Annotated in this window: 26 protein-coding genes, 1 other RNA gene and 1 pseudogene; 8 read left to right on the forward strand and 20 right to left on the reverse strand. The window is 53.0% G+C overall.

The genetic code is table 11. The features are described from left to right. The first annotated feature begins 145 nt into the window (after nucleotides 1–145). Entirely contained in the window at nucleotides 146–1,042 is an 897-nt protein-coding gene (locus tag GNX18_RS06865) for a LysR family transcriptional regulator (protein ID WP_166216452.1), read from the forward strand. On the opposite strand, the gene GNX18_RS06870 is transcribed toward GNX18_RS06865, so the two are convergent. The 5 genes from GNX18_RS06870 to ffs form a co-directional block, all read right to left on the reverse strand. After that, the gene (locus tag GNX18_RS06870; RefSeq protein ID WP_166216454.1) at nucleotides 1,013–1,984 is read right to left on the reverse strand and encodes a hypothetical protein; all 972 of its coding nucleotides are present in this window, start codon (nucleotides 1,982–1,984) and stop codon (nucleotides 1,013–1,015) included. The two genes, GNX18_RS06865 and GNX18_RS06870, sit on opposite strands and share 30 nt — an antisense overlap. Nucleotides 1,985–2,013: 29 nt before the next feature. After that, the gene (locus tag GNX18_RS06875) at nucleotides 2,014–2,352 is read right to left on the reverse strand and encodes a PadR family transcriptional regulator (RefSeq protein ID WP_138234866.1); all 339 of its coding nucleotides are present in this window, start codon (nucleotides 2,350–2,352) and stop codon (nucleotides 2,014–2,016) included. 219 nt (nucleotides 2,353–2,571) lie between these two features. Next, complete coding sequence (locus GNX18_RS06880) at nucleotides 2,572–3,042, reverse strand: Dps family protein (RefSeq protein ID WP_166216457.1); 471 nt, start codon at nucleotides 3,040–3,042, stop codon at nucleotides 2,572–2,574. A gap of 254 nt (nucleotides 3,043–3,296) precedes the next feature. Then, a complete protein-coding gene (locus GNX18_RS06885) occupies nucleotides 3,297–5,216 on the reverse strand; it encodes a M2 family metallopeptidase (RefSeq protein WP_166216459.1) in 1,920 nt (639 codons plus the stop codon). Nucleotides 5,217–5,523: 307 nt separating this feature from the next. After that, an RNA gene (ffs, locus tag GNX18_RS06890) (signal recognition particle sRNA small type) lies at nucleotides 5,524–5,620 on the reverse strand. 214 nt (nucleotides 5,621–5,834) lie between these two features. On the opposite strand from ffs, the gene GNX18_RS06895 reads away from it, so the two are divergent. Next, a complete protein-coding gene (locus tag GNX18_RS06895; RefSeq protein WP_166220435.1) occupies nucleotides 5,835–6,677 on the forward strand; it encodes a 6-carboxytetrahydropterin synthase in 843 nt (280 codons plus the stop codon). 5 nt (nucleotides 6,678–6,682) lie between these two features. Continuing rightward, complete coding sequence (locus GNX18_RS06900; RefSeq protein ID WP_166216462.1) at nucleotides 6,683–7,414, forward strand: 16S rRNA (uracil(1498)-N(3))-methyltransferase; 732 nt, start codon at nucleotides 6,683–6,685, stop codon at nucleotides 7,412–7,414. Nucleotides 7,415–7,570: 156 nt separating this feature from the next. Here the strand turns inward: GNX18_RS06900 and ald are convergent, their stop codons facing one another. Continuing rightward, nucleotides 7,571–8,716 (reverse strand): alanine dehydrogenase, encoded by a 1,146-nt coding sequence (gene ald / locus GNX18_RS06905; protein ID WP_138234870.1) that lies wholly within the window; start codon nucleotides 8,714–8,716, stop codon nucleotides 7,571–7,573. Between the two features lie 223 nt (nucleotides 8,717–8,939). Here ald and GNX18_RS06910 point away from each other — a divergent pair, with 223 nt between their 5' ends. Next, nucleotides 8,940–9,425: an Lrp/AsnC ligand binding domain-containing protein gene (locus GNX18_RS06910; protein WP_205828081.1), complete on the forward strand. Its 486-nt coding sequence runs from the start codon at nucleotides 8,940–8,942 to the stop codon at nucleotides 9,423–9,425. 139 nt (nucleotides 9,426–9,564) lie between these two features. On the opposite strand, the gene GNX18_RS06915 is transcribed toward GNX18_RS06910, so the two are convergent. Beyond that, the gene (locus GNX18_RS06915; RefSeq protein ID WP_138234871.1) at nucleotides 9,565–9,861 is read right to left on the reverse strand and encodes a coiled coil domain-containing protein; all 297 of its coding nucleotides are present in this window, start codon (nucleotides 9,859–9,861) and stop codon (nucleotides 9,565–9,567) included. Between the two features lie 154 nt (nucleotides 9,862–10,015). Here GNX18_RS06915 and GNX18_RS06920 point away from each other — a divergent pair, with 154 nt between their 5' ends. After that, complete coding sequence (locus tag GNX18_RS06920; protein ID WP_166216464.1) at nucleotides 10,016–10,249, forward strand: hypothetical protein; 234 nt, start codon at nucleotides 10,016–10,018, stop codon at nucleotides 10,247–10,249. Nucleotides 10,250–10,370: 121 nt separating this feature from the next. On the opposite strand, the gene GNX18_RS06925 is transcribed toward GNX18_RS06920, so the two are convergent. Then, entirely contained in the window at nucleotides 10,371–10,835 is a 465-nt protein-coding gene (locus GNX18_RS06925) for a DUF962 domain-containing protein (protein ID WP_166216467.1), read from the reverse strand. 187 nt (nucleotides 10,836–11,022) lie between these two features. Further along, a complete protein-coding gene (locus GNX18_RS06930; RefSeq protein ID WP_166216469.1) occupies nucleotides 11,023–11,376 on the reverse strand; it encodes a hypothetical protein in 354 nt (117 codons plus the stop codon). A gap of 136 nt (nucleotides 11,377–11,512) precedes the next feature. Here GNX18_RS06930 and GNX18_RS06935 point away from each other — a divergent pair, with 136 nt between their 5' ends. After that, on the forward strand, nucleotides 11,513–11,839 hold the full coding sequence (locus GNX18_RS06935) for a transposase (protein WP_205828082.1): 327 nt from the start codon (nucleotides 11,513–11,515) through the stop codon (nucleotides 11,837–11,839). On the opposite strand, the gene GNX18_RS06940 is transcribed toward GNX18_RS06935, so the two are convergent. From GNX18_RS06940 to GNX18_RS06950, 3 genes and pseudogenes are all read right to left on the reverse strand, one after another. Then, nucleotides 11,806–12,240 (reverse strand): ADP-ribosylglycohydrolase family protein, encoded by a 435-nt coding sequence (locus tag GNX18_RS06940; protein WP_166216472.1) that lies wholly within the window; start codon nucleotides 12,238–12,240, stop codon nucleotides 11,806–11,808. The two genes, GNX18_RS06935 and GNX18_RS06940, sit on opposite strands and share 34 nt — an antisense overlap. A 137-nt stretch (nucleotides 12,241–12,377) precedes the next feature. Then, nucleotides 12,378–13,558, reverse strand: a pseudogene (locus GNX18_RS06945) (IS3 family transposase); the annotation flags it as partial. A 31-nt stretch (nucleotides 13,559–13,589) separates the two neighbouring features. Further along, nucleotides 13,590–14,189, reverse strand: a complete 600-nt coding sequence (locus GNX18_RS06950) for an ADP-ribosylglycohydrolase family protein (protein WP_205828083.1) — start codon at nucleotides 14,187–14,189, stop codon at nucleotides 13,590–13,592. 318 nt (nucleotides 14,190–14,507) lie between these two features. Between GNX18_RS06950 and GNX18_RS19830 the strand changes: the two genes are divergently transcribed. Next, nucleotides 14,508–14,639 carry a hypothetical protein gene (locus GNX18_RS19830; protein WP_371808101.1) on the forward strand — a complete coding sequence of 44 codons (132 nt, stop codon included), beginning with the start codon at nucleotides 14,508–14,510 and terminating at the stop codon, nucleotides 14,637–14,639. Nucleotides 14,640–14,943: 304 nt separating this feature from the next. On the opposite strand, the gene GNX18_RS06955 is transcribed toward GNX18_RS19830, so the two are convergent. The 3 genes from GNX18_RS06955 to GNX18_RS06965 all read right to left on the reverse strand — a co-directional run bounded on the left by GNX18_RS06955 (nucleotide 14,944) and on the right by GNX18_RS06965 (nucleotide 17,878). After that, nucleotides 14,944–15,339, reverse strand: a complete 396-nt coding sequence (locus GNX18_RS06955; protein ID WP_166216474.1) for a hypothetical protein — start codon at nucleotides 15,337–15,339, stop codon at nucleotides 14,944–14,946. Between the two features lie 407 nt (nucleotides 15,340–15,746). After that, on the reverse strand, nucleotides 15,747–15,986 hold the full coding sequence (locus tag GNX18_RS06960) for an Imm74 family immunity protein (protein WP_166216477.1): 240 nt from the start codon (nucleotides 15,984–15,986) through the stop codon (nucleotides 15,747–15,749). A 2-nt stretch (nucleotides 15,987–15,988) separates the two neighbouring features. Further along, nucleotides 15,989–17,878: an RHS repeat-associated core domain-containing protein gene (locus GNX18_RS06965; protein WP_240914276.1), complete on the reverse strand. Its 1,890-nt coding sequence runs from the start codon at nucleotides 17,876–17,878 to the stop codon at nucleotides 15,989–15,991. Nucleotides 17,879–17,896: 18 nt separating this feature from the next. On the opposite strand from GNX18_RS06965, the gene GNX18_RS19570 reads away from it, so the two are divergent. After that, nucleotides 17,897–18,046 carry a hypothetical protein gene (locus tag GNX18_RS19570; protein WP_240914277.1) on the forward strand — a complete coding sequence of 50 codons (150 nt, stop codon included), beginning with the start codon at nucleotides 17,897–17,899 and terminating at the stop codon, nucleotides 18,044–18,046. A gap of 356 nt (nucleotides 18,047–18,402) precedes the next feature. On the opposite strand, the gene GNX18_RS06970 is transcribed toward GNX18_RS19570, so the two are convergent. The 5 genes from GNX18_RS06970 to GNX18_RS06990 form a co-directional block, all read right to left on the reverse strand. Then, nucleotides 18,403–18,759, reverse strand: a complete 357-nt coding sequence (locus tag GNX18_RS06970; protein WP_166216479.1) for a hypothetical protein — start codon at nucleotides 18,757–18,759, stop codon at nucleotides 18,403–18,405. Then, complete coding sequence (locus tag GNX18_RS19835; RefSeq protein ID WP_166216482.1) at nucleotides 18,760–18,972, reverse strand: TNT domain-containing protein; 213 nt, start codon at nucleotides 18,970–18,972, stop codon at nucleotides 18,760–18,762. It lies immediately after the preceding gene. Between the two features lie 235 nt (nucleotides 18,973–19,207). Next, on the reverse strand, nucleotides 19,208–19,558 hold the full coding sequence (locus tag GNX18_RS06980; protein WP_166216485.1) for a hypothetical protein: 351 nt from the start codon (nucleotides 19,556–19,558) through the stop codon (nucleotides 19,208–19,210). Beyond that, on the reverse strand, nucleotides 19,558–20,778 hold the full coding sequence (locus GNX18_RS19575; RefSeq protein WP_240914278.1) for an RHS repeat-associated core domain-containing protein: 1,221 nt from the start codon (nucleotides 20,776–20,778) through the stop codon (nucleotides 19,558–19,560). Before GNX18_RS19575 ends, GNX18_RS06980 begins: the two co-directional genes overlap by 1 nt. Nucleotides 20,779–21,145: 367 nt before the next feature. Further along, the gene (locus GNX18_RS06990) at nucleotides 21,146–21,388 is read right to left on the reverse strand and encodes a hypothetical protein (protein WP_166216487.1); all 243 of its coding nucleotides are present in this window, start codon (nucleotides 21,386–21,388) and stop codon (nucleotides 21,146–21,148) included. Between the last annotated feature and the right edge of the window lies 1 nt (nucleotide 21,389).

Here is a 21,389-nt window from a genome sequence, read left to right on the forward strand (position 1 = left end):
CTGCGGATCGGGTAAATCAATGGTTGACCATTATTCGCGCTCTCGCCATAGGCACAATCATGCCCTGGTCTGACACTTAAAACTAATTTAAACTTATTAACAAATGTTAAATTTTGCTTAAATAATTTCTGCGCGGGAGAAACCGGTGAACACAACCGTTAAACAGCTGCGCGCCTTTGTGGCGGTAGCCAGAACCCGCAACCTCGCTGAGGCCAGCGCGCAATTGCATGTCTCCCAACCGGCCATTTCCGTAGCCATCCGCGCACTGGAAGATTCCCTTGGCGGCGCCCTGTTCAATCGCGATGGCCGCCAGCTCGCGCTGACGCCGGAAGGCGTGGCATTTTTGGAGCGGGCCCAGCAACTGCTGCACAACTGGGACAACACCCTGGACGCGGTGCAGCAGCGCTTCCGTCTGCAACAGGGGCAGTTGTCCATCGCGGCCATTCCGGCGTTTGCATTGAATCAATTGCCCGAGCTGTTGCGGGAGTTTCACCAGCGGTACCCGGACATCAATATCGTGCTGGAAGACATCGTGATGGAGCGGGTGGTGAACGCGGTGCAGGAGGGACGCGCGGAACTGGGGATCAGCTTCCGCCCGGAGGATCTGGGCAATCTGCGCTTCACCCCCTTTGGCGATGACCGCTTTGTGGCGGTGCTGCCAGCGGGACATCCACTGCAGCGCAGGAAAGCGTTGCGCTGGCAGGACCTCGCGCGCGAGCCATTTATCGCCATGAACAGAGGATCGGCGGTGCGCCGCTGGACAGACGCGGCGTTTGCACAAAGCCGGGATCAGGGAATACAGCCCCGCCTGCTGTGCGAAGCTAACCAGCTGAGCACTATCGGCAGACTCGTGCAGACGGGGTTGGGCGTGAGTGCGGTGCCAAGTCTGTGTGAAACGCAGATGCGCGCTTATGGACTGAGCTGCAAACCATTGGCAGACCCGGTGGTGACGCAACCGGTGGGGATTCTCGTGCGCGAGGCCGGCGCACTGTCCGCGCCGGCACAGGCATTCTCAAACATGCTTCTCGGCATCTCTCCCTGAGTATGCATGCAGCAATCCGCGAATGTTCTCAAACAAATCCCACGCCGTGATGGCGATAACGACACCTATCGCGACCTGCCAACCACCCTGGCTCGGCTGCCAGAACTCGCCGCTGTGCCACTCGAGTGAAAATGGCGCATTCAGGCCGAGCAGCAACGCCAGCATCACCAGCCAGTTACTATTCAGGGCGGCGTCGGTGAGCAATCGCCGGCGTGTCCAGAACGGGAAAAAGAGTTTATAGAGCGACATCAATACACTGGCGCCAAGGGCGAAATTGAGCCACGGCAACAAGGTAGTAAATTCCACCGACAGTGAGAGCGACGAGTTCCCACCGGTGCCGGGTAACAGCCACATATCGTTCAACCACGCCATCGCCAGCAACGTCACCACAAACTCCAGCGCAGAGTCAAAACGCTTGATACGCCGACCACTGTCTACGACATTTGGCAGAGTGCGGGGATTCCAGTTAGCGAAAACCCTGCGATAGCTGAGCCCCTCTCCAGCCAGGTAAAATACCAGCGTCACCCAGGCGAAGGCGTGAATACCACTCTCGTACAGGCCGGCAAACCACCCAATGGCGGCAGACACCAGCTTCGGATGCTCGTCCCCATACAGGGACCCTACCGTGCCAACGGCGCCGAGAACCGCTAGCACCAACAGTGTCCATTTGAGCACCTGCAGATACAGGGGAAACAGCGGTTCGCTCACCAGCGTTCGGCGCGGCTGGTACGCCGCAGCCACGGCCATAGGATGCCCTCTCTGCTTCAGCAACTTGAGAATTTCGGACTCGGTAGGCATGCGGCCGAGCGACTCTTCGAGCTCATCCCGCTGATCCTGCAGGTCTGAATAAAGTTCATTCCCCACATCCTCCCGCAGGCGCGCCGGCAAATAGGTGCGGACATTGTCCACGTAGCGCTGCAACCAATCTGTCTGATTTGCCATTTCCTTCGACTCCCTAATCGTTTTCGCGATCAATATTCCGCCGCCAGCTGGTCGATGACCTTGCTGAGATCCAGCCACTCGCGGCGCATCGCAGCAAGTGCAATTTCGCCACCACTAGCGATCTGGTAAAACCGCCGCTTGCGCCCCTCCTCCTGCTGCCAGTGGCTGCCCAACAGGCCCTGCTCTTCCAGCCGGCGCAGCAGTGGATACAGCGTGCCCTCGTCTATCTCCAACCCGCGTGCGGCCAGCTTTTTCCGCAACGAGTAGCCATAGTGCGGCTCGCGCAATGCCAGCAGTACTGCGAGGGTGAGCGCGCCGCGGCGAACCTCCATCACCAGCCTGTCGAGCTTCTCCGGCACTTCCGTCATTTGTTCAACCCATACTGTGTGTCACACAGTAAATACTGTGCACCACACAGTACTGAAGCGCAAGAGAAAAATTCAGCCAAGCTTGTGACTAGCCCCGGGAATGGCAGGAGAAACGACGAGAAACGTGGGAAGGAATAAAAACGGATGGACCAGCGGGTGCCGGAAACAACAAAGCCGGCGGTCAGGCCGGCTTTGTTGAATAGGGAAGCGCTTGACGACTCAGTGCGCGGTGGCCCGCAACATCCAGGCGGTTTTCTCGTGGACCCGCATGCGATCAGACACCAGCGCAATGGTGGACTCGTCGTCCCCGGCCTGTGCCGCCTTCAGCACATCGCGGCAGGTTTTTACTACCTGCTCGTGCCCCTGGGTCAATATGCGCACCATGTCTTCGGCCGCTGGCACGCCGTCTACCTCCTTGATGGAGCTGAGTTCGGCGAACGCCTTGTAAGTACCCGGCGCCACCACATCCAGCGTGCGAATACGCTCGGCGATATCATCAACCGCGACGGCCAGTTCGGTGTACTGCTCCTCAAACATTAAATGCAGCTCACGAAACAGTCGACCGGTTACGTTCCAGTGAAAGTTGTGCGTCTGCAGATACAGGGTGTAGGTATCCGCCAGCAGGCCTTTCAATCCCTGGGCGATTTTCTCGCGGTCTTTGGCACCAATTCCGATATCTATATTGCTCATCAGCAACCTCTTTTTGGCTCGGGTTCAATCCTTTAATCGGAGGCGTCAACCTCGCAGGCTCAGCTGGCGTCTCCGGATTCCTCAGATGATGACAGCAATACACTGCCTACACCTGACTTGACTTCCGGGACAGAAGGGACAACGCCCTTCCTCCCGGTCAGTACTTAAGGTCAGACAAAATACTAAGGTCAAAACTCCGTATTCAAACCCCGCCCGCTATTGACTGTGAATATTCAGTCAATAGTTTCACCCAATCACCAGCCGCAATCGCGCCCCTCGTTCTGCTCCTGCAGGTACACCATCAGCGGCTGGAAATAATCCACGATGGCAGAGGCGTCGAGTTCACGCTGACCGGTGAGCGCTTCCATCGCATCCGGCCAGGGTTTGCTGGCACCCATAGCGAGCATGTCGCGCAGCTTTTTACCGGCCGCTTCATTTTTGAAAATGGAGCAGCGGTGCAGCGGCCCGGTTTCACCGGCGGCTTCACACAGCGCGCGGTGGAACTGGAACTGTTGGATGCGCGCGAGGAAATAGCGGGCGTAGGGTGTATTGCCGGGAATATGGTATTTGGCACCCGGGTCGAAATTGGCTTCGCTGCGCGCAACCGGCGCCTGAATGCCCTGGTAGTCTTCCCGCAGTTTCCACCACGCCTTGTTGTAATCGCCCGGCTTCACTTCACCGTTGAATACCTGCCAGCGCCACTTGTCCACCAGTAGACCAAACGGCAGGAACGCGATCTTGTCCAGCGCCTGCTGCATCAGGTAACCGATATCTTTGTCCTCGCCCGGAATTTCATCCATCAGGCCAATTTCTTTCAGGTACTTCGGCGTAATGGACAACGCGATCGTGTCACCCACCGCCTCGTGGAATCCATCGTTGGCCCCTTCCTTGTACAGGAATGGCTGTTGATTGTAGATGCGCTGGTAGAAGTTATGCCCGAGCTCGTGGTGCACGGTGATCAGGTCTTCCCCGGTCTTGTTGATGCACATCTTGATACGGAGGTCGTCTTTGCCGTCGAGGTTCCAGGCGCTGGCGTGGCACACCACATCACGATCTCGTGGCTGTACAAACTGGGAGCGCTCCCAGAAGGTCTCCGGCAGCGGTTTGAAACCGAGGGAGGTGAAGAATTTTTCACCGACCTTCACCATGTCCTGCTCACTCATGCCGGAGTCCACCACCAGCTGGGTGAGATCGTAGGGTGCCTCCATGTCGTCATCTTTGACGATGTCGTAGATATTGCCCCACTCCTGAGCCCACATATTGCCAAGCAGATGTGCCGGGATCTTGCCATTTGGCGGGACCACCTCGTCGCCGTAGCGCTCGTTCAGCTTGGCGCGCACATGGCAGTGCAGGGCTTCGTACAGCGGCTTGACCTTGTTCCATTGGGCGTCCATGTCCGCGGCGAAGGCATCCGGTTCCATGTCGTATTTTGAGCGCCACATGACACTCAGGTTGTCGTACCCCAACTCCCTGGCACCGGCGTTGCCGATTTCCACCTGACGCTCATACAGCGGCTTCATCGGCGGCGCCACCTTGCGCCAGCCAACCCAGAGATCCTTGAGCAGTTTCGGGTCGCGGCTGTTGGCCATCAACTGGCCCATTTCCGTCAGGGTATAGCACTTGCCCTCTTCGCCATTGCTGGCTTCCGGACAGTATTTACCGGCGCCGTACATACCCTGCATTTTTGAACCGATCTGGGCCAGTTCCGCAGTCAATTTGGGGTCGTTCGGCGCGGGGAAGACCAGCCCCTGCTTCAGCATAGTGAGCATTCGGCGGGTTTCAGGGTCCAGTTCGACATCGTCGAATTTGGCCGCTTCCTGGGCCAGCTCCACCGCCAGCGACGTGTAGCGCTCCACCGCAAGCGCTTCGGTGTACTGGGAATCCACATTGATATAGGTGGACGCAAGCCAGCTGGCATGGCTTACTTCCTCGGCCATTTTTTCCAGCCGCTCCTGCGCACTTTGCAAAAATGCTTTGGCGTCTTCCGCGTCGAGCGAATCCGCGGCGTTCTCCGCGCGGGCCACGGTCCCGGCTGCAGTACTGTCTGCTGCGTATGCAACGTTTTCAGTGGACGCTGATACCGGGCCCTGCTGGGCTTCGGATTCATCATTCCCCTTATCACATCCTGCTGCGGCCAAAGCGGCCACGGCGACTACCAACGCGAGCTTTTTCATCGGCATCCTCTGGTCGATTTTTCGAATTATCTGCTGAGCCAGCCCCGGAACCGGGGAGGAAATTTGAATTACTGTCGCGATTTATAGCACATACTTCCGAGCCCACGAGACGATACCGCAGCGCGCCCCGGTACATCGGCACAATATTCCCCTTATGACCGGTGATTTGGAGAAATATTTTGCGCAGACAAGTCGCGTGCAAATTCAGTGCGGTAATGGATACGCACAGAACGTGAACAAACCGGGTAACAACAAGGGATTGCGGGAAAAAGGATGAGATAGCGAGAAAAGCAGGGATTGGAGGCAGCCCAACCAGCACACCCCCGGCACATGATGTCACTGCTACCGTTGCTCCCTTCCGGGCCTGGCGGGGTTCACAGCTGATCATTGCGAGGAGACCGGAAGGGCCGCCATCACGCTTGAGTACACAGAGCGATACTGCTGCACTCGAAGAGGGCGCGATTATAGAGACTCAACGCGCCAGGTGCCACCCCCAAATCCAGATTCCTGACGCCCGAAGAGCAAAATGCCAGCAACAAGGTCAATTCAGGCTTTCAAATCGCTATACTGTGCTCCGCCCAGAACCGGGCCAAGATGTCATTGCCAGCCGGAATCAATATGCACCTGTTTGTCGACAGCCTTACCAACGTGGACTTCAGCTATCTTCACCACAGCCGCGGCATCGTGGGCGAGACCTGGCTAGCCAATGCCGCCCTGGATGGCGCGCTGGATCACCAGGGTATGGTGTGTGATTTTGGCATCGTCAAAAAAACGCTGCGCAACTGGCTCGACAGCGAACTGGACCACCGCTTGCTGGTCCCCATCCATGCGCGCAATCTGACACTCACAGAAAAGGGCCAACAGATCGAACTGATCTGGGAGCTCGATAGCGGCGAAACTATTCGCGTAAGCGGCCCCTCCCAGGCCTTTGCGCTGGTAGCTGCGGAGAGCATTACCCCGGAATCCACTGCAACCTGGAGTGTGCAGCAACTGGATGGCATTTTTCCTACCAGTGTCGACCAGCTGAGCCTGAACTTTTCCGCCGAAATTATCGACACGCCTTATTACCATTACAGCCACGGCCTGAAGAAACACGATGGCAATTGCCAGCGCATTGCCCACGGCCACCGCTCGCGCATCCGCATTGACCTGGACGGCGAGCGCAGCAGCGCACTTGAAGCCATGTGGGCCCGGCGCTGGAAAGATATTTACCTGGGTACCCGGGAAGACCTGATCAAACAGGATGAAAACACCCTGCACTTCGCGTACCGCGCGCGCCAGGGAGATTTTACGCTGAGCATTCCAACGCACTGCTGCGAGCTGCTGGAGTGCGATACCACCGTGGAACAGCTGGCCCAGTATATTGCCGAAGAGCTTGCCGCCGCCCACCCCGGAAGCGACGTGCGTGTGCGTGCCTATGAAGGTATCGGCAAGGGTGCCGTTGCCTGCGCCAGGCGCTGACCGCCGTGAACCTGATCATTCTGGAACCCGGGGATTTTCAATCCCCTGCTTCCGAGCCTATTCCAGTTGCTACAATCCGCGGCCGACGCCTGCAGCATGTCCTGGAAGTACATCGCGCAGAAGTCGGCGATGCTTTGAAAGTCGGGCTGCTGAATGGAGAGATAGGTGAAGGTAAAGTCTTGCGGCGCGATGAACAGGGAATCACCCTCGAGATCGCTCTGCACCGCGCACCGCCTCCCCCGCTTCCTCTCACCCTGATACTGGCACTGCCGCGCCCGAAAATGCTGAAGCGCACCATCCAGCACGCCACTGCCCTCGGCGTAAAAAAACTGTACCTGATCAATAGCTATCGAGTAGAGAAATCCTATTGGCAGAGCCCCTGGCTCGCGGAGGACCAACTGCGCGAGCAGTGTCTGCTGGGTTTAGAGCAGGCGGTGGATACCACCATGCCGCAGCTTGAACTGCGCAAGCGCTTCAAGCCATTTGTGGAAGACGAACTGCCAGCAATCGCCACAGACTCCGTCAGACTGGTCGCCCACCCGGTAACTGACACACCCTGCCCGGTGGATATTCGGCAGCAGACCACGCTGGCAGTGGGGCCCGAGGGCGGGTTTATTCCTTATGAAGTGGAAAAACTGCAGGAGGTGGGATTCCTGCCAGTGCATCTGGGACCGAGAATCCTGCGGGTGGAAACCGCACTCCCGGTTCTGCTGAGCCGCCTTTTTCCCGCCACATAGCGCGATGCCGCCATAACGAAAAAAGCCGCGCTAAAAAGCGCGGCTGCAAAGGCAGTCATAAACACTGCCGGGTCTCACAGAGCGGGGCGTGGGGACGCCCCAGAAGAGAACCTTTTGTAGTCACCCGTGAGGTTAACTGCGTAATATCTTTCGCCATCAGGCAGCCTGATCAGAGGTTACCGCAGATTTCTGCAGTGCCAGTTTCGGGTCCACGAATTCATAACCCAGCACATCGGCTACGGCTTTGTAAGTCACCATACCGGCGTGCACGTTCAGGCCTTCCAGCAGGTTGGCGTCGTCCAGCAGTGCCTGCTTGGCGCCCTTGTTGGCGAGCGCAACCGCGAACGGCAGGGTTGCATTGTTCAGTGCCATGGTAGAGGTGCGGGCGACACCGCCGGGCATGTTGGCCACGCAGTAGTGCACCACGCCGTCCACAACATAGGTCGGCTCTTGGTGAGTCGTGGCCTTGGAGGTTTCGAAACAACCGCCCTGGTCAATAGCCACGTCCACCACCACCGCACCTTTCTTCATGCGGCTGATGTGGTCGCGGGTCAGCAGTTTCGGTGCAGCCGCACCGGGGATCAGTACCGCACCAATCACCAGGTCCGCTTCCAGCGCATGCTTCTCGATCGCGTCGTTGGTGGAGTACTCAGTGCGCACCGCGCCACCAAAAATATCGTCCAGCTGACGCAGACGCGGCAGCGAGCGATCCAGAATAGTCACATCCGCGCCCATGCCCAGCGCCATTTTGGCTGCGTTGGTACCGACGACACCGCCGCCGATAATCAGCACTTTGGCCGGTGCAACACCAGGGACACCACCCAGCAGTACACCGAGGCCACCCTGGGCTTTTTCCAGGTGATGCGCGCCGCACTGTACGGACATACGACCGGCCACTTCAGACATCGGCGCCAGCAGTGGCAGGCCGCCAAAACGGTCGGTTACGGTTTCATAAGCGATGCAGGTCGCACCGGATTTCACCAGCAGCTCGGTCTGCTTGGGATCGGGTGCCAGGTGCAGGTATGTGTACAGCAGCTGGCCCGGGCGCAGCATTTCGCACTCGTGGGGCTGGGGCTCTTTTACCTTCACGATCATATCGGCGGAAGCAAAAATTTCTTCCGGCGTGTCGATGATTTTCGCACCCGCCTGCTCGTACATTTCATCGGTAAAGCCAATGGCAGAACCGCCATCTTTCTGCACGATCACCTCGTGGCCATGGCCTACCAGCTCACGGACGCTGGCCGGGGTCAGACCAATACGGTACTCGTGGTTTTTGATCTCTTTCGGGACACCGATCAACATGATGTTTCTCCTGGGTACTCTGCTAACTTCACGTGAGCGCAATCAGGTGCGCCCCTTCTTTGTTCGATTTACCCAGTATAACCACTCCAAATAAGTGGATTTCAGCACATTTTTAACCACAGCCAGTTGATTCCACTGGCACAATGGCGCAAAGTACGTTTTTTCGCCAAACAGAACCCAACTTCCACCTCGGGCCATGTCAACCCGGCAGATTGAGGAAAATATGAAGCGGCGCGCCAACGAACTCAGCACCATTGACCGCAATATCCTGCGTGTCCTGCAAAAAAACGGACGCACGAGCTACGCCGAACTGGCCCGCCAGGTCGGGCTCACTCCCACACCTTGTGTGGAGCGGGTGAAGCGCATGGAATCCGACGGTGTGATCCAGGGCTACGCCGCGCTGATCAACCCGGAATTCCTTGATGCCGCCCTGGTAGTGTTCGTGCAGATCAGCCTGAACCGCTCAGCGCAGGACGCTTTCGAAGCGTTCCGAAACGCCGTATCCGCACTACCGGAAGTTCAGGAGTGCTACCTGGTGTCGGGAAATTTCGATTACCTGATCAAGGCGCGGGTGGCGGATATGAGCGCGTACCGCAAGTTCTACGGCGAAACGCTGCTCACTCTTCCGGAGGTGCAGGAGTGCACCAGCTATGTGGTGATGGAGCAGGTTAAAGAAACGCTGGAAGTTCCGGTGCACTACAACCGGTGAGCGGCATTGTCCTGCCGCGGTGAATTGCACACGGCTGGACGTACCGCGAGTGAAATCTGACGTAACCCACACCGACACACAGGATGGGCAAAGCGAGGCCAGCCCATCCTGCTGACAATTTCCGACTGAGCGAGCGCGATCAACGCATGCGGTTGCGGGCCCGGTCGATAGAGTTTTTCAGGTCACCCCAGGCGCTTTCGACCCCAGCCTTGACCTCCTCCCAAACCTCACCACTCTGCTCCTGCATATGGTTCACTTTTTCCTGCAGCGCATCGCGTTTGGACCGCAATTCACTGAGCTGGTCGCGATATTTGATTTCCGCATCGGCACCAGCCTCTTCGGCCTTCGCCTCCAGCTTATTGATCTCCGCGGTCCACTCCTTTAATCGCGCATCCATCTTTTTCCGATAGGCCGTTTTCTCTTCACGTTCTCCCATGGAATCTACCTCCAGTTAACGGTATTCCCCTTGAGTGTAGAACTATCCGCCAAATGTCCATAAATCATCTACGCTTTAGTGAGCGGCTTCCGCAAGTAACACGAGCGACAACAGTCCGGTGGCACGGCGCCCCGGACTTCGATGGAGGTGATGAATGAATCAGTGCGAGACCTGTGGCAACCAGTACGACAAGACGATGGAGATTACCATCGGCAATGAATCCCACACTTTCGATAGCTTTGAATGTGCAATTCAGGCACTGGCTCCCCGTTGCGATCAGTGCAACACCCGGATTCTGGGGCACGGCACCGAGGCCGGAGGAAAGTTCTACTGCTGCGCCCACTGCGCTGCGCGCGCCGGGCACGATGATATTATCGACCGGGTCTGAGAGACGCGCCTAGTCCTGCAGACTTCGGCGACTGACCAGTTCATAACGCGGTTTGTAGTGGTGAAAACAGACAAACGATATCCCGGTAGCCCCGGGATATCGGCAAATCAGTAACCCCTGGTCAGTAGTTAATGCCCAGCTTGCGGTACAAAAAGCCTATCACCCAGGCGGGGCCGATCAGCAGAAACTGAAAATCCTTGAAGAACGAAGGCTTTTTACCCTCAATGTGATGCCCTACAAACTGGAACACCCACATCACCGCGAAAACTCCCACGGACCACCACAACACACTCTGCCCCGCCGCCTGCAGCGCACTGCAGACCCACAGACACAACCCAGAAAGCACCGCCATTCCCAGAGCCAGCGGCAGGGACATCGCCAGGTAGAAGAGAATCGCCGGCACCAGCGCCACCACCGCCCAATTCAACCAGGGCAACTGCGCCATCCACTGAGGCTGCGGGATAGACCAGAAGAGTCCGATAACGGTCAGGTAGATCAAAGGGACTGCCACCCAGTGGATGGCCTTATTGGTAGGATTCTGATGGCTCTCGCCGTACTCGCTGAACCATTGTTGTGCCGTACGCATGGTTTACCCTCGCCTTGGTTGTTATTGGGATTGGCTTTGGGACGATGGTACTGCAGAACCAATTTAGACTAAACGGTCACATAGTGGGCCCCGACACTGTCACATCTGGCGATCTACCTCCCTGAGCGTTTGGAAAAGCACCTTAGCCCATGAGGCTCGATGGCCTGGCACAGCGTTTTGAACATCTTCACTCGCGCGCAATGTCTCCACCATACAATTTAATATTCCTACTCGATATGTACTCTTTAAAACACTCTGCACACATCCCACTAGTTTCAGGAAAAAAAGCATTTAATTTTTCTTCATCTTCATCACTACGAATAACGTACTCAAACTGCATTCCGACTTGATCAAATACATTTTTGCTGATGTAATTTTTCTGATCAAAAAGATGCTCACCACCATCAAAAACCTTAACGCAAACAATGCAGATTTCGTTGACATTGTTATTATTTTCTCCTGATTGATCCCTACATATATCAATAGATATATCTGGAACAATACCGGTTTCCCCATGCTTTCTACATAATGCCAAACCCATGATCACCCCCGTTAATCCAGAATACTTTCATCAACAGAGTTATAACCGAATCTGGTGTTTGAGGGTTTGAAAGAAAGCAGCGTATCTGGTTGATTTGTTGTCGCCAAACAAAGAAACCTACCGAGAGTACGCCGCTATGGACAAGAATACCGTTGTTGAGTTTACAGGTCGACAGGAGGCCACTGACCCGCTGACCGAGCTGCTGCGTCGAGGCGCACGGGAACTGCTGCAGAAGGCAGTGGAGGCAGAGCTGTCGACCTTTATGAAGGGCTTTCAAGACCGCCTTCTGGAAGATGGCCGCGCGGCTGTGGTTCGCAATGGCTACTTGCCTGAGCGCGATGTGCAGACCAGCATCGGCCCGGTGAAGGTCAAAGTACCAAAGGTCCGCAGCAAGGCCTACCAATTGCACTTATTATCCGAAATCGCGACTTACAGATACCGACCGCTCAAAAGGTATGGGTAGTCACAAATGCCGTACTTCAAGAGTTTATCTGCATACACGTAAAAAACATGGTGACGTGCCAGTTTTCTTATCCACCCTGGATTAATATTATATTCTCCATAATACGCGCCTGCGAGCTGACCATAAACGGCGGCAACAGTATCTGCGTCTCCACCTAAATTTGCCGCCAGTATGGCGCCCTCCTCAAATGTATTTGTGTTGTGGAACGCCCAGATAGCCGCTTCTAGAGTGTCAATGACATAGCCAGAGGATCTTATTTGATCTCGTGTTTTAAGGTGGCCGTATTTAGCTGCATTAATGACCGCAGGCTCTAGACTATTTCCATCCCATGCATTGGGGTATGGAGAAAACAAATCTTCTGTTAATTGTTTCTTTGGAACCCCCTTGATTGCACCGAACAAAAGCTATAGTGGACCCCATTGGCAAGACACTTTTCCCACAGAGTTTAAGCTGCAATCATCTCCTCACTCACAGCTGAACAGCGCTGCCCTGTTGCCGCTGGCGAGGGAGCTCCCTCGCAGTCCGGTGACCCCGTAGACTTCTTCTTTGATCCACCAAATTTATCCACGATCATTGCTCCACCACCCTGTCCGCTGACGTATACCTCGCTCGGAGTTTTGTTCCCCAGCGATTGATGTGGCCGCTCAGCATTGTAGAAGGCAAAGTAATTCGTTATGCCGATAATCAGCTCGCCCATACTGGCGTAGCCCTTCAGGTATACGTCTTCATGCTTGACGCTTCGCCACAACCGCTCGACAAAAATATTGTCCAGAGCTCGGCCACGACCATCCATACTGATCGACACCTCTTCGCGCTTGAGCACCTCCGTAAACCCGCGGCTCGTAAACTGTGAACCTTGATCGCTATTGAAGATCTCAGGCTTGCCGTATTTCCGCAAAGCATCCTCCAGGCAATCAACACAGAAGGCGGCATCCATGCTGTTGCTAATGCGCCAGGACAGCACTTTACGGCTATACCAATCGATAATCGCCACCAGATAAGCAAAGCCCCGATCCAGACGGATATACGTCACGTCAGTACTCCATACCTGGTTTGGTCGGGTGATCGGAACACCGCGTAATAAATATGGGTACACCTTGTGCTCTGGGTGCTTCTTGCTGGTCGCCGGTCCCGGAGCCATACCCGCCAGACCCATTTGTCGCATCAGGCGCTGAACACGCTTGCGGCTAATCTGGTGGCCTTGTCTCCGCAGGAAAACCACCATCCGTCGACTGCCGTAGAACGGACGGTTTGTATACTCCTCATCTATCAGGCGACATAGCAAGAGATCATTGGCATCGGCATTCAGCTTCACAATATCCCGCTGCCTATACGTAGTGGCACGCGATACTTCCGCCAGTTCACACTGGCGTTTCAGCGGTAATTCATCTGCCTTGTCAATCCAGCCCAGCCGCGCTTCCCGACTCACTCGCCCAACTTTTTTTTGAGCCAGTCGACCTCCATCTTCAGGCGACCTATTTCGCCGTACAAACGATCTTCCTTGCCGTCGTTATCCTTGGTAGGCTTTGGGCCTCGCTTGGTCTCGAACAGTGCACTGGTATTTGCCAGAATCTCTTTTTTCCACTGTCCGACCAAGACAGGGTGCACTCCGTGCTCCTGTGCGATCTCACTGATCGTCTTGATACCCCGCACGGCCTCCAAGCCAACTTTGGCTTTGAATTCTGGTTTGTGGGCTGTACGTTTTTTGCGTTCACTCATGGCTATCATCCTCTTTGGGTGACAGCTTAAACTACAGTGCTCTGGGTGTCTCAGATCTGGGGTCCACTATACCCCCCCCAAAATACTTGCAGGCATCAATAGCCTCTGGTGCCCGATGTGTTGTTTCGGAACTTGCTCCTGATGCATTTACACATGCATCAGGTCTTCCAAAAAAAAACAAAGCAACTGGAGCTAAACGCATTAGCGATCCATTACCCGCTGCATTTTTATCTGAGCTTCCAGATAGAGGGTCACCTGTTTTCTCGTAGCGTTGCAATGCAGATACAACGGTATTTCCGATATCAAAGCACTTCCTGTTTACGCTAAACGCACCATTCTTCCACCATTGTAAATAGAGGTCCATTTGATCCTGCAATACTAAGCCTTCTTTTCTGAGCAAGCTATGTGCCAAGCAAAGAGCCATACTGGTATCATCAGTCCACTGGCCCGGCTCCAGGTTAAATGGGCCACCGCCAACTAAGTCGGTTACCTTGGGAGCTGAATCTCTGGCGGAAAATTCCAGCGTCGTGCCAAGCGCATCTCCAATAGCCAAGCCAAGCAAGGCTCCTCTAAATTTGGATGCCAGCATTGATGAGTTTTGGCCAATCATGTCTAAATAGTTCTTAGACATGATTATGTCGGCGTTACCATCTAACCGATAATTTAAGTAAGCACTTACCCAAGGGCTTACGGCTCTACTACCCTCACAAGTTCGATCATTTAATAAAGGGAAGGCTAGATCTTCTGGTATGTTTCCCATAGGTAATTTTCAATCTCTCTTCTTTTAAATCATCCACGCTCAATAAGTTTGATCTTCCACTGTAGTGGCACAGTGAATTTGGCCACTTGACTTTGAGTGATATTATCACGCTCAACAAGATCAGGTGAATTAATGACCAAGGCAAAGAAGAAACGATTTGACCCCGAGTTCTGACTGGAAGCGGCACAACTGGTAGTAGACCAGAACTACACTGTGAAGGCGGTATGTGACGCCATGGGGGTCAGTAAATCTAGGATGGAGTCGTGGATTCGGAAGCTGCGCGCAGAGCGAGGCCGGTATTGCTCGACTTATTGGCGTTGATAGCGCGGAGTCACGGTTGATGGAACCTCAGCTGAGTTCGCACACGCCGCAGTTCTATCCGATCAATACTCTGTTAAAAAACGGCACTCGCGCTCGGCGGAAAGTGTCAAATTCGACGAGAAACTGTCGTCCTGTTCCCGGACTTCGACTGGCAGAAAGCATCAGAGTAGCGTATCACCTTTTGGGGTTGAGCTTGAAGTTTGATTCAATCGTCTCCAGAATGACTCAGTTGATCCGCCCCTTACTCCGTTTATAGCAGCCATGTCTAGACTTGATCCCAGCGCACCCGGGAAGCTGTGCGGCACTATCTATAAATGTATAAGTACTTTCCAACGTAAGGGGCAGTCGTCAAAAGTTCGTACTGAACCATATCGTTCCACTCAGTTTTCTTCCCCTCAGCTTCTGGATTAAAGATAACCGACACCCCAGTCACAGAATAAAAATTTTTATTTAGACCCCAAAAACTATAACCGTCCAATGACGGCATAGGTATGTCAAAAGAGAAATCACCACTCTCTGAATAAAAAGCAATTTTTTTGTGCTGAAAAAGTTCCACTACAATCTTTTCCAGCTTATCAGAATAAAAGGCGTGTGCATCATCTTCAACTTCAACAGAAACACTTCCCCCATGAAACAACCATGTCAGAGTCGTTGATACCACCCTTCTTCCATCTTTAGTAAATGTGTGATCTATTCGCATGAATTAATTGCCCAAAGGTTTTATTCCAACCACTTCCAAATATGGATCAGCCGCATAATTGTTATACCTATTAGGCCGAGCTTGCTTCCAAACAGACTCATCCTTGAATGTAATTTGCGTACCGCCACCTTTTAGATAATTATGGCCATCAAAAAGCCAAGCGATTCCTACACGACATCTGGCAGGCAGAAACCCGGGGTGGTTCATTCTGCAGTATGTATTATCTTCCCTCGTTTTGGTTGTTATTGGGGCCGGGCTGAAACGATGGAATCATAGATTAAAATTTAACCATTTGATCACGCGCCAACCAATGACTGGTGCCCCAATTTAGCCACAAACCAGATCTGAGCAATGCGAACGAATTGATATTGGTCAGCTCTGATTGAGAGTACTGGGGGCTTGCCAAACTACTCAATTTCAATATTAAGTTGTTTTTCTTTCGCATCCTTTTTTAGCTGCTTGAGAATATTCCGCTTTGAATTGGGAGAGATCAATTCATTTGCCGGTTCCAACCACTCTTTAATGCTATTTTCATAAACCACAAAGTCCGGAGAACCATACCCAGGAAGTAAAGCCTCACCTAATATTCTCACAACACCCTCTTTTGTCTCCAAAATAATGTGCCCACGAGTAATTTCCTTAATCATAATTACCTCTCAAAAACAACAGTTTCTTTAAGAGTTTTCGGGTCCACCGTGGTGATTTTGGTCACATTCACATTACCCATAAGCGCCGGCAACTCTTTATTTTCCCATATATTACCTGGCCTCATATTTTTACCTACAACAGCCCTGACTTCTCCAGAAACATTAGCTGCATACTGCTCTGAAATATTTTCCCATGCTTTAATTGAGCTTGGATTGGTTGGATCCCAGTTCGGCATCGAGACACCTCTATTTTCCAAAATCATTTCAAGAGTAACTCCACCTTTTTGCTCAGCAATTTCCCATGCAACATCCTGCCCACCAACACCGTCCGTTCGCCCAGACCAAAAGAAAGCAGTATCTGGGTCAGTAGCTACTTTAGATTTTTTTATGAACTGACCTTTTTCATTTCGCCATCGCTGAGCGTCAACATCCCAGACTTCTTTGCACTTTAGACCTAAAGGGTCAATCCACCCAGCCGGATTGGGCACATACTGGTAATTGTTGCCCCCTCCCAACAATCCAATCGGGTCTTGCTGAGTAAACTGTCCACACTCCGGATCAAAAAACCTAAACCGGTTGTAATGCAGCCCACTCTCTTCATCAAAATACTGCCCCTGAAACCGAATCGGCTGCTCCACCTCATTGCAGTGCGCCACTGCAAGATTTCCGTAGGACTTATAGCTGACGCTCCAGGCGACCTCGCCGCTTCCATTGGTCAGCGTATCCGGCGTTCCCAAGTGGTCCAGGTGATAGTGGTAGATCTCATCGTTTTCACTTAGGGCGAGCGGTTTGAAGGTGCCCGGCTCGAAGTAATAGGTACGTGTTTTTTCCGTATCAGTTGAGCCGGCTTGTGCTGCCCGCTCCTGCAGCAGTACATCTCCATCCCACAGGAATTCGATCCGTTTATCGGCATCGCTTTTGGTGATGCGTCGTCCCAGCGGATCATACTGATATTGGGTTTCGCGCTGCAGTTGTGCTTCACCGGTGTCATCCATCCGGTATTGAGCAACGGCGATCAGTTGGTGTTTGCTGTTATAGCGATAGCGGGTCTGGAGTTTTTTGCCTTTGCCGCGCAGGGCGGCGATGCGGTTGCCGTGAATGTCGTATTCGTAGTGGGTATCACCGCGGAATTTGAGGCGGTTGCCGGTGACCTGGGTAGCGCTCGCCTGCTGTTTTGCTTCCTCCGGGGTTGCGGCCGCGGCGAGGATGTTGTGCGCGGGGTCGTGAATGAAGTGTTCCGGGTTGGGGCCTTCTACTTGGGTGAGGCGATCGAGTGCGTCGTAGTGGTATTTGCGGGTGCCGCGGAGGCTGTCATCTATCTGGCTCAGCTGGCCGCTGCGGTTGTAGCCGTAAGCGCGCTCCAGCAACGGCTGTCCGGATAGAGGGTTTTCCACCGGGCCGCTGCTTTTACCCAGACGCATTTTCTGCAGGCGGCCCTGTGGGTCGTACTGACTTTCGGTGGCGAGGCCATTGCCGTGCAGACGCTGGGTTTCGCGGCCCAGTTCATCGCGGGATATCTCGGCCAGCAGTTGTTCCACTTCTTCGCCCGCCGGTGTGCGGTGCAGGCTCTGGAACTGACCGGCAGCGTTGTAGCCGATGCGGAGCTTTTCCCCATTCGGCAACAGTGAGGCTATACGATTGCCGGCGGCGTCATACTCGTGGCGGATTTCGGCGTTGCCCTGCCAGTCGCCAATAAGGCGACCCGCAGCGTCGTATTGCCAACGCAACTTGCGGTGGGTATTTTCCGCTTCCGTCATCTGACCGGCGCGGTTGTAGCGGAATGTGGTAATGCCGTCCGGGGTGGTTTCCTGAAGCAGGCGTCCGAAGGCATCGCGATCAAACAGGGTGTCGACACCCTTGCCGCTCTTGCCGGTGGAGCGGGGATCGGTCACCGCGCGGCTGGCGATCAGATGTCCGGCCTTGCTGTAAGCGTAGCGGGTTACACGGCCATCAAAGCCAACTTCTTCGATCAGGCGCTCGCGCAGGTCGTATTTGAGCTGGTACTGCTCGCCGTATTGGCGTTGATAGCGCGGAGTCACGGTCGATGGAACCGCGGCTGAGTTCGCACTCGGCCGCAGTTCTATCCGATCAATACTTTGTTAAAAAACGCACTCGCGCTCGGCGGAAAGTGTCAAATTCGACGATAAATTGTCGTCCTGCTCCCGGAATTCGACTGGCAGAAAGCATCAAGGTAGTGTATCACCTATTGGAACTGGGCCAGGAGTTTGATTCGATCGGCTCCAGAATGACTCAGTTGATCCGCCCCCTCCTCCGTTTATAGCAGCCATGTCTAGACTTGATCCCTGCGCACCCGGCTGTTTCCAGCTGGATTAAATTCTCAGCGCGAATCGCTAATATGGGGCCCTATGTGTCAGGGCCATTTAATACTATACAATATCCTAAGTATACTATTTGGCTACTCATCGACGATAATAGATTTTTTGTAAATGTTATATCGCTGGGGCTGGACCTCTTTCAATCCGATCAAAATGTGCTGCCTTATACCGCACCCAGGACATTCACAAGATACTACATATGCAGGAATACCAGCCTTAATAAAATACTGATTGCTCGATTGAGACACAAGCTTCTTTTCAATCAAGAAGCCAATCATCCTATCATTTAAAACCGTTTTTATTTTTTTTAGATCTTTAACCTGGTATTGGCTTTGTTTACCGCACTCAATGCACGCATAGGGATAATTTTCTTCTGTTATACCTGAATCGTTACCATCCCAAGTCAGACTACTTTTTGTCCCAACATATCTAAACATTTAAAGCTTGCTCGGATCGAATTGAGGTGTTACTGGTTTAAGATAACAATCTGAAACCAATATATCTATATTATCAGGCAATTCATACTGCGTTCCGTTGCCTTGCATCCCGAACCACGGAATTGTTTCAGCTGATTCTACATCCAATGGCTTCAATATTTCATAGGCTGTGTAGGGTTTACTTCTTGTCGCGGGCGGTAATGGAAGCGTCAAGCATGAAAACGTATACCTGAAAGGTTACACCGGGCTGCGAGGGAGCACCCTCCCCAGAGGCAACAGGGCAGCGCTGTTCAGCTATGAATGAGGAGATGGTTGCAGCTTAAACTCTGCAGGAAATGTGTCTTGCGAATGGGGTTCACTATACGTAGTCTCGTGAAATGTAAGGTCGAACCCTGCTGCCGCCCCCGACTGCCGTAAGACCAGAACTTGCTAACTTTTCTCTGAGCCGTTAATGAGACATGAGAAAGAGCATTCGAAGCCTTTTCACTCCATAGCTGGAAGCCATACATTGCCTGGGCGTTAATCCTCCAAGGACATCAATCCCCTCTTTATCTAGCCAAGCTTTATAATTCTTGCCAACAAAATGATTTATCGCCATTGCGAGATACTCATCGCCGTTTACTTCTGAAAGTAAATCTTCTTTGATATGACTTTGCTCTAGTTCATCTTTACCTAATAAGCAAAAACTCTTCCACCAGTCATCTGAAGTTGGAAATTTTCTATCTGAATCCATATTGTATTTATCATAGTCAGTTTCAAATCCTTCTCCTTCTGGAATAATTTTTTTGCTATGAATCATCAAAACCCTCCAAAAACGATAACATTTGCCCCTGATGGATTGCGAGCGGATGGGGCTAATATTCCACTGAAGCCCGCATCTTCTGCTAACTTTCCGATTTTATGAGTCGTGTCATACTGTCCAGGGCCCGTAGATATTAAGTCATCAATAGTTATGCCGAGCTGATCTCGCACGGTCGGGTCAGTCAGATCCAATATATTTTCCATATTAACATCTTTGTACTTATATTTTCGGTCTGAAGTTGGATAACCAAATTGATCGTCGTAATGCTGCACTTCTGCTATGGCGGTTTTCTTGTCGGTCCCACCATATATGGCTCCTTGACCAGGCCCAGAATATCGGTGAGATGCATTTATATTCCAAGGCCCAGCAGTCCATGTTGTCTCTGTTTGCCCAGGTTTCTCCATCCGATGGATTCTGCCTTTGTATGTAGTTCCCTGAATACTCTTTAATTGCTCCTTGCAAAGCAGACCTAGTGGATCTGTCCATTGCATGGGGTTTGGAGTGTATAGGTAATTATTAACTCCTCCAGAGAGCCTGATGGGGTCTTGGGTGACAAACTGCCCCAAAGCCGGATCATAGTACCTAAACCGGTTGTAATGCAGCCCCGTCTCCTCATCAAAATACTGCCCCTGAAACCGAATCGGCTGCTCAATCCGGTTTTCGTGTTCAATGGCCACATTGCCATAAGTCTTGTAGCTGACACTCCAGGCAATTTCTCCGTTGCTGTCGGTCAGCGCATCGGGAGTACCCAGGTGATCCAGGTGGTATAGGTAGATCTTGCTGTCTTCGCTCAGGGCGACCGGCTTGAAGGTGCCTGGTTCGAAGTAATAGATTCTTGCCTTCAGATCCTGCCCGGTCTGGGCATCGCGAGTAGTTTCCTGCAGGAGGACGTCACCGTCCCACAGGAAGTCGGTCTGCTTTTCCTGTCCGATCTTGGCGATGCGGCGGCCCAGTGGGTCGTAGCGGTATTCGGTTCGCTGTTGGAGAGTTTCCTCTCCGCTTTCTTCTACTTTTAATTGCTCGACGCAGATCAGCTGCTGCTTGCTGTTGTAGCGGTAGCGGGTCTGCAGTTTCTGGCCCTTGCCACGCATCTGGGCGATGCGGTTGCCGTGTACGTCGTAGCGGTAGTGGCGGCTACCGCGCAGGCTGTCGTCTATCTGACTGATCTGGCCGTAGCGGTTGTAGTGGTAGCCGCGTTCGTGCAGCGGATTTTCCACGGGCGCACCGGCCTTGCCCAGGCGCATTTTGTACAGGCCGCCCTGGAGGTCGTAGCCCCGTTCGCTGGTGAGACCGTTAATTCCGCCAAGGTTCTGACTGGCTTTGACTTGGTATAAATAGGTAAGCGGCGGTATGGAGAACTGAAGCTGATTTGCGTTCGAGTTTCTCCAAATTCAAGCCAATCAATACTCAGTCCTGACAGGTGCTCTGCATGGCCAGAAAAATGGCTTGACTAGTTGCGATGCTGTTCCTGCTCGCCGCCGCTTCCTATGCTCTCCGTTTTGTTAATGAGCGCCATATAGGCTAGCTACAGTACCTTTATTAAAGGATGTGAGGCTTGGTCTATCTCCTCTTGTCCTGTCACTTCTATTGCCCTAGGATTTTGTCAATTTCAGAATCCAATTTTTCCAGTTTCTTCAGGGCGATTTCGTCGTCGCATATATTTTTTGACAAAAATAGTTTTAATGTTCCGGAAGTTTTGAAATAGAGCTCGCTACTGCTGGTACCGAATTCTAAAGTCTCCCTTAATTCTTGCTCTTCGTTGTCAAATCCATTTTCTTTCAATATCCGTAAAAAGTACTGAATTTCATCCCATACAGTTTTTCCCATA

This window comes from Microbulbifer sp. SH-1 (genome assembly GCF_011326135.1).
GTDB classification, from domain to species: domain Bacteria; phylum Pseudomonadota; class Gammaproteobacteria; order Pseudomonadales; family Cellvibrionaceae; genus Microbulbifer; species Microbulbifer harenosus.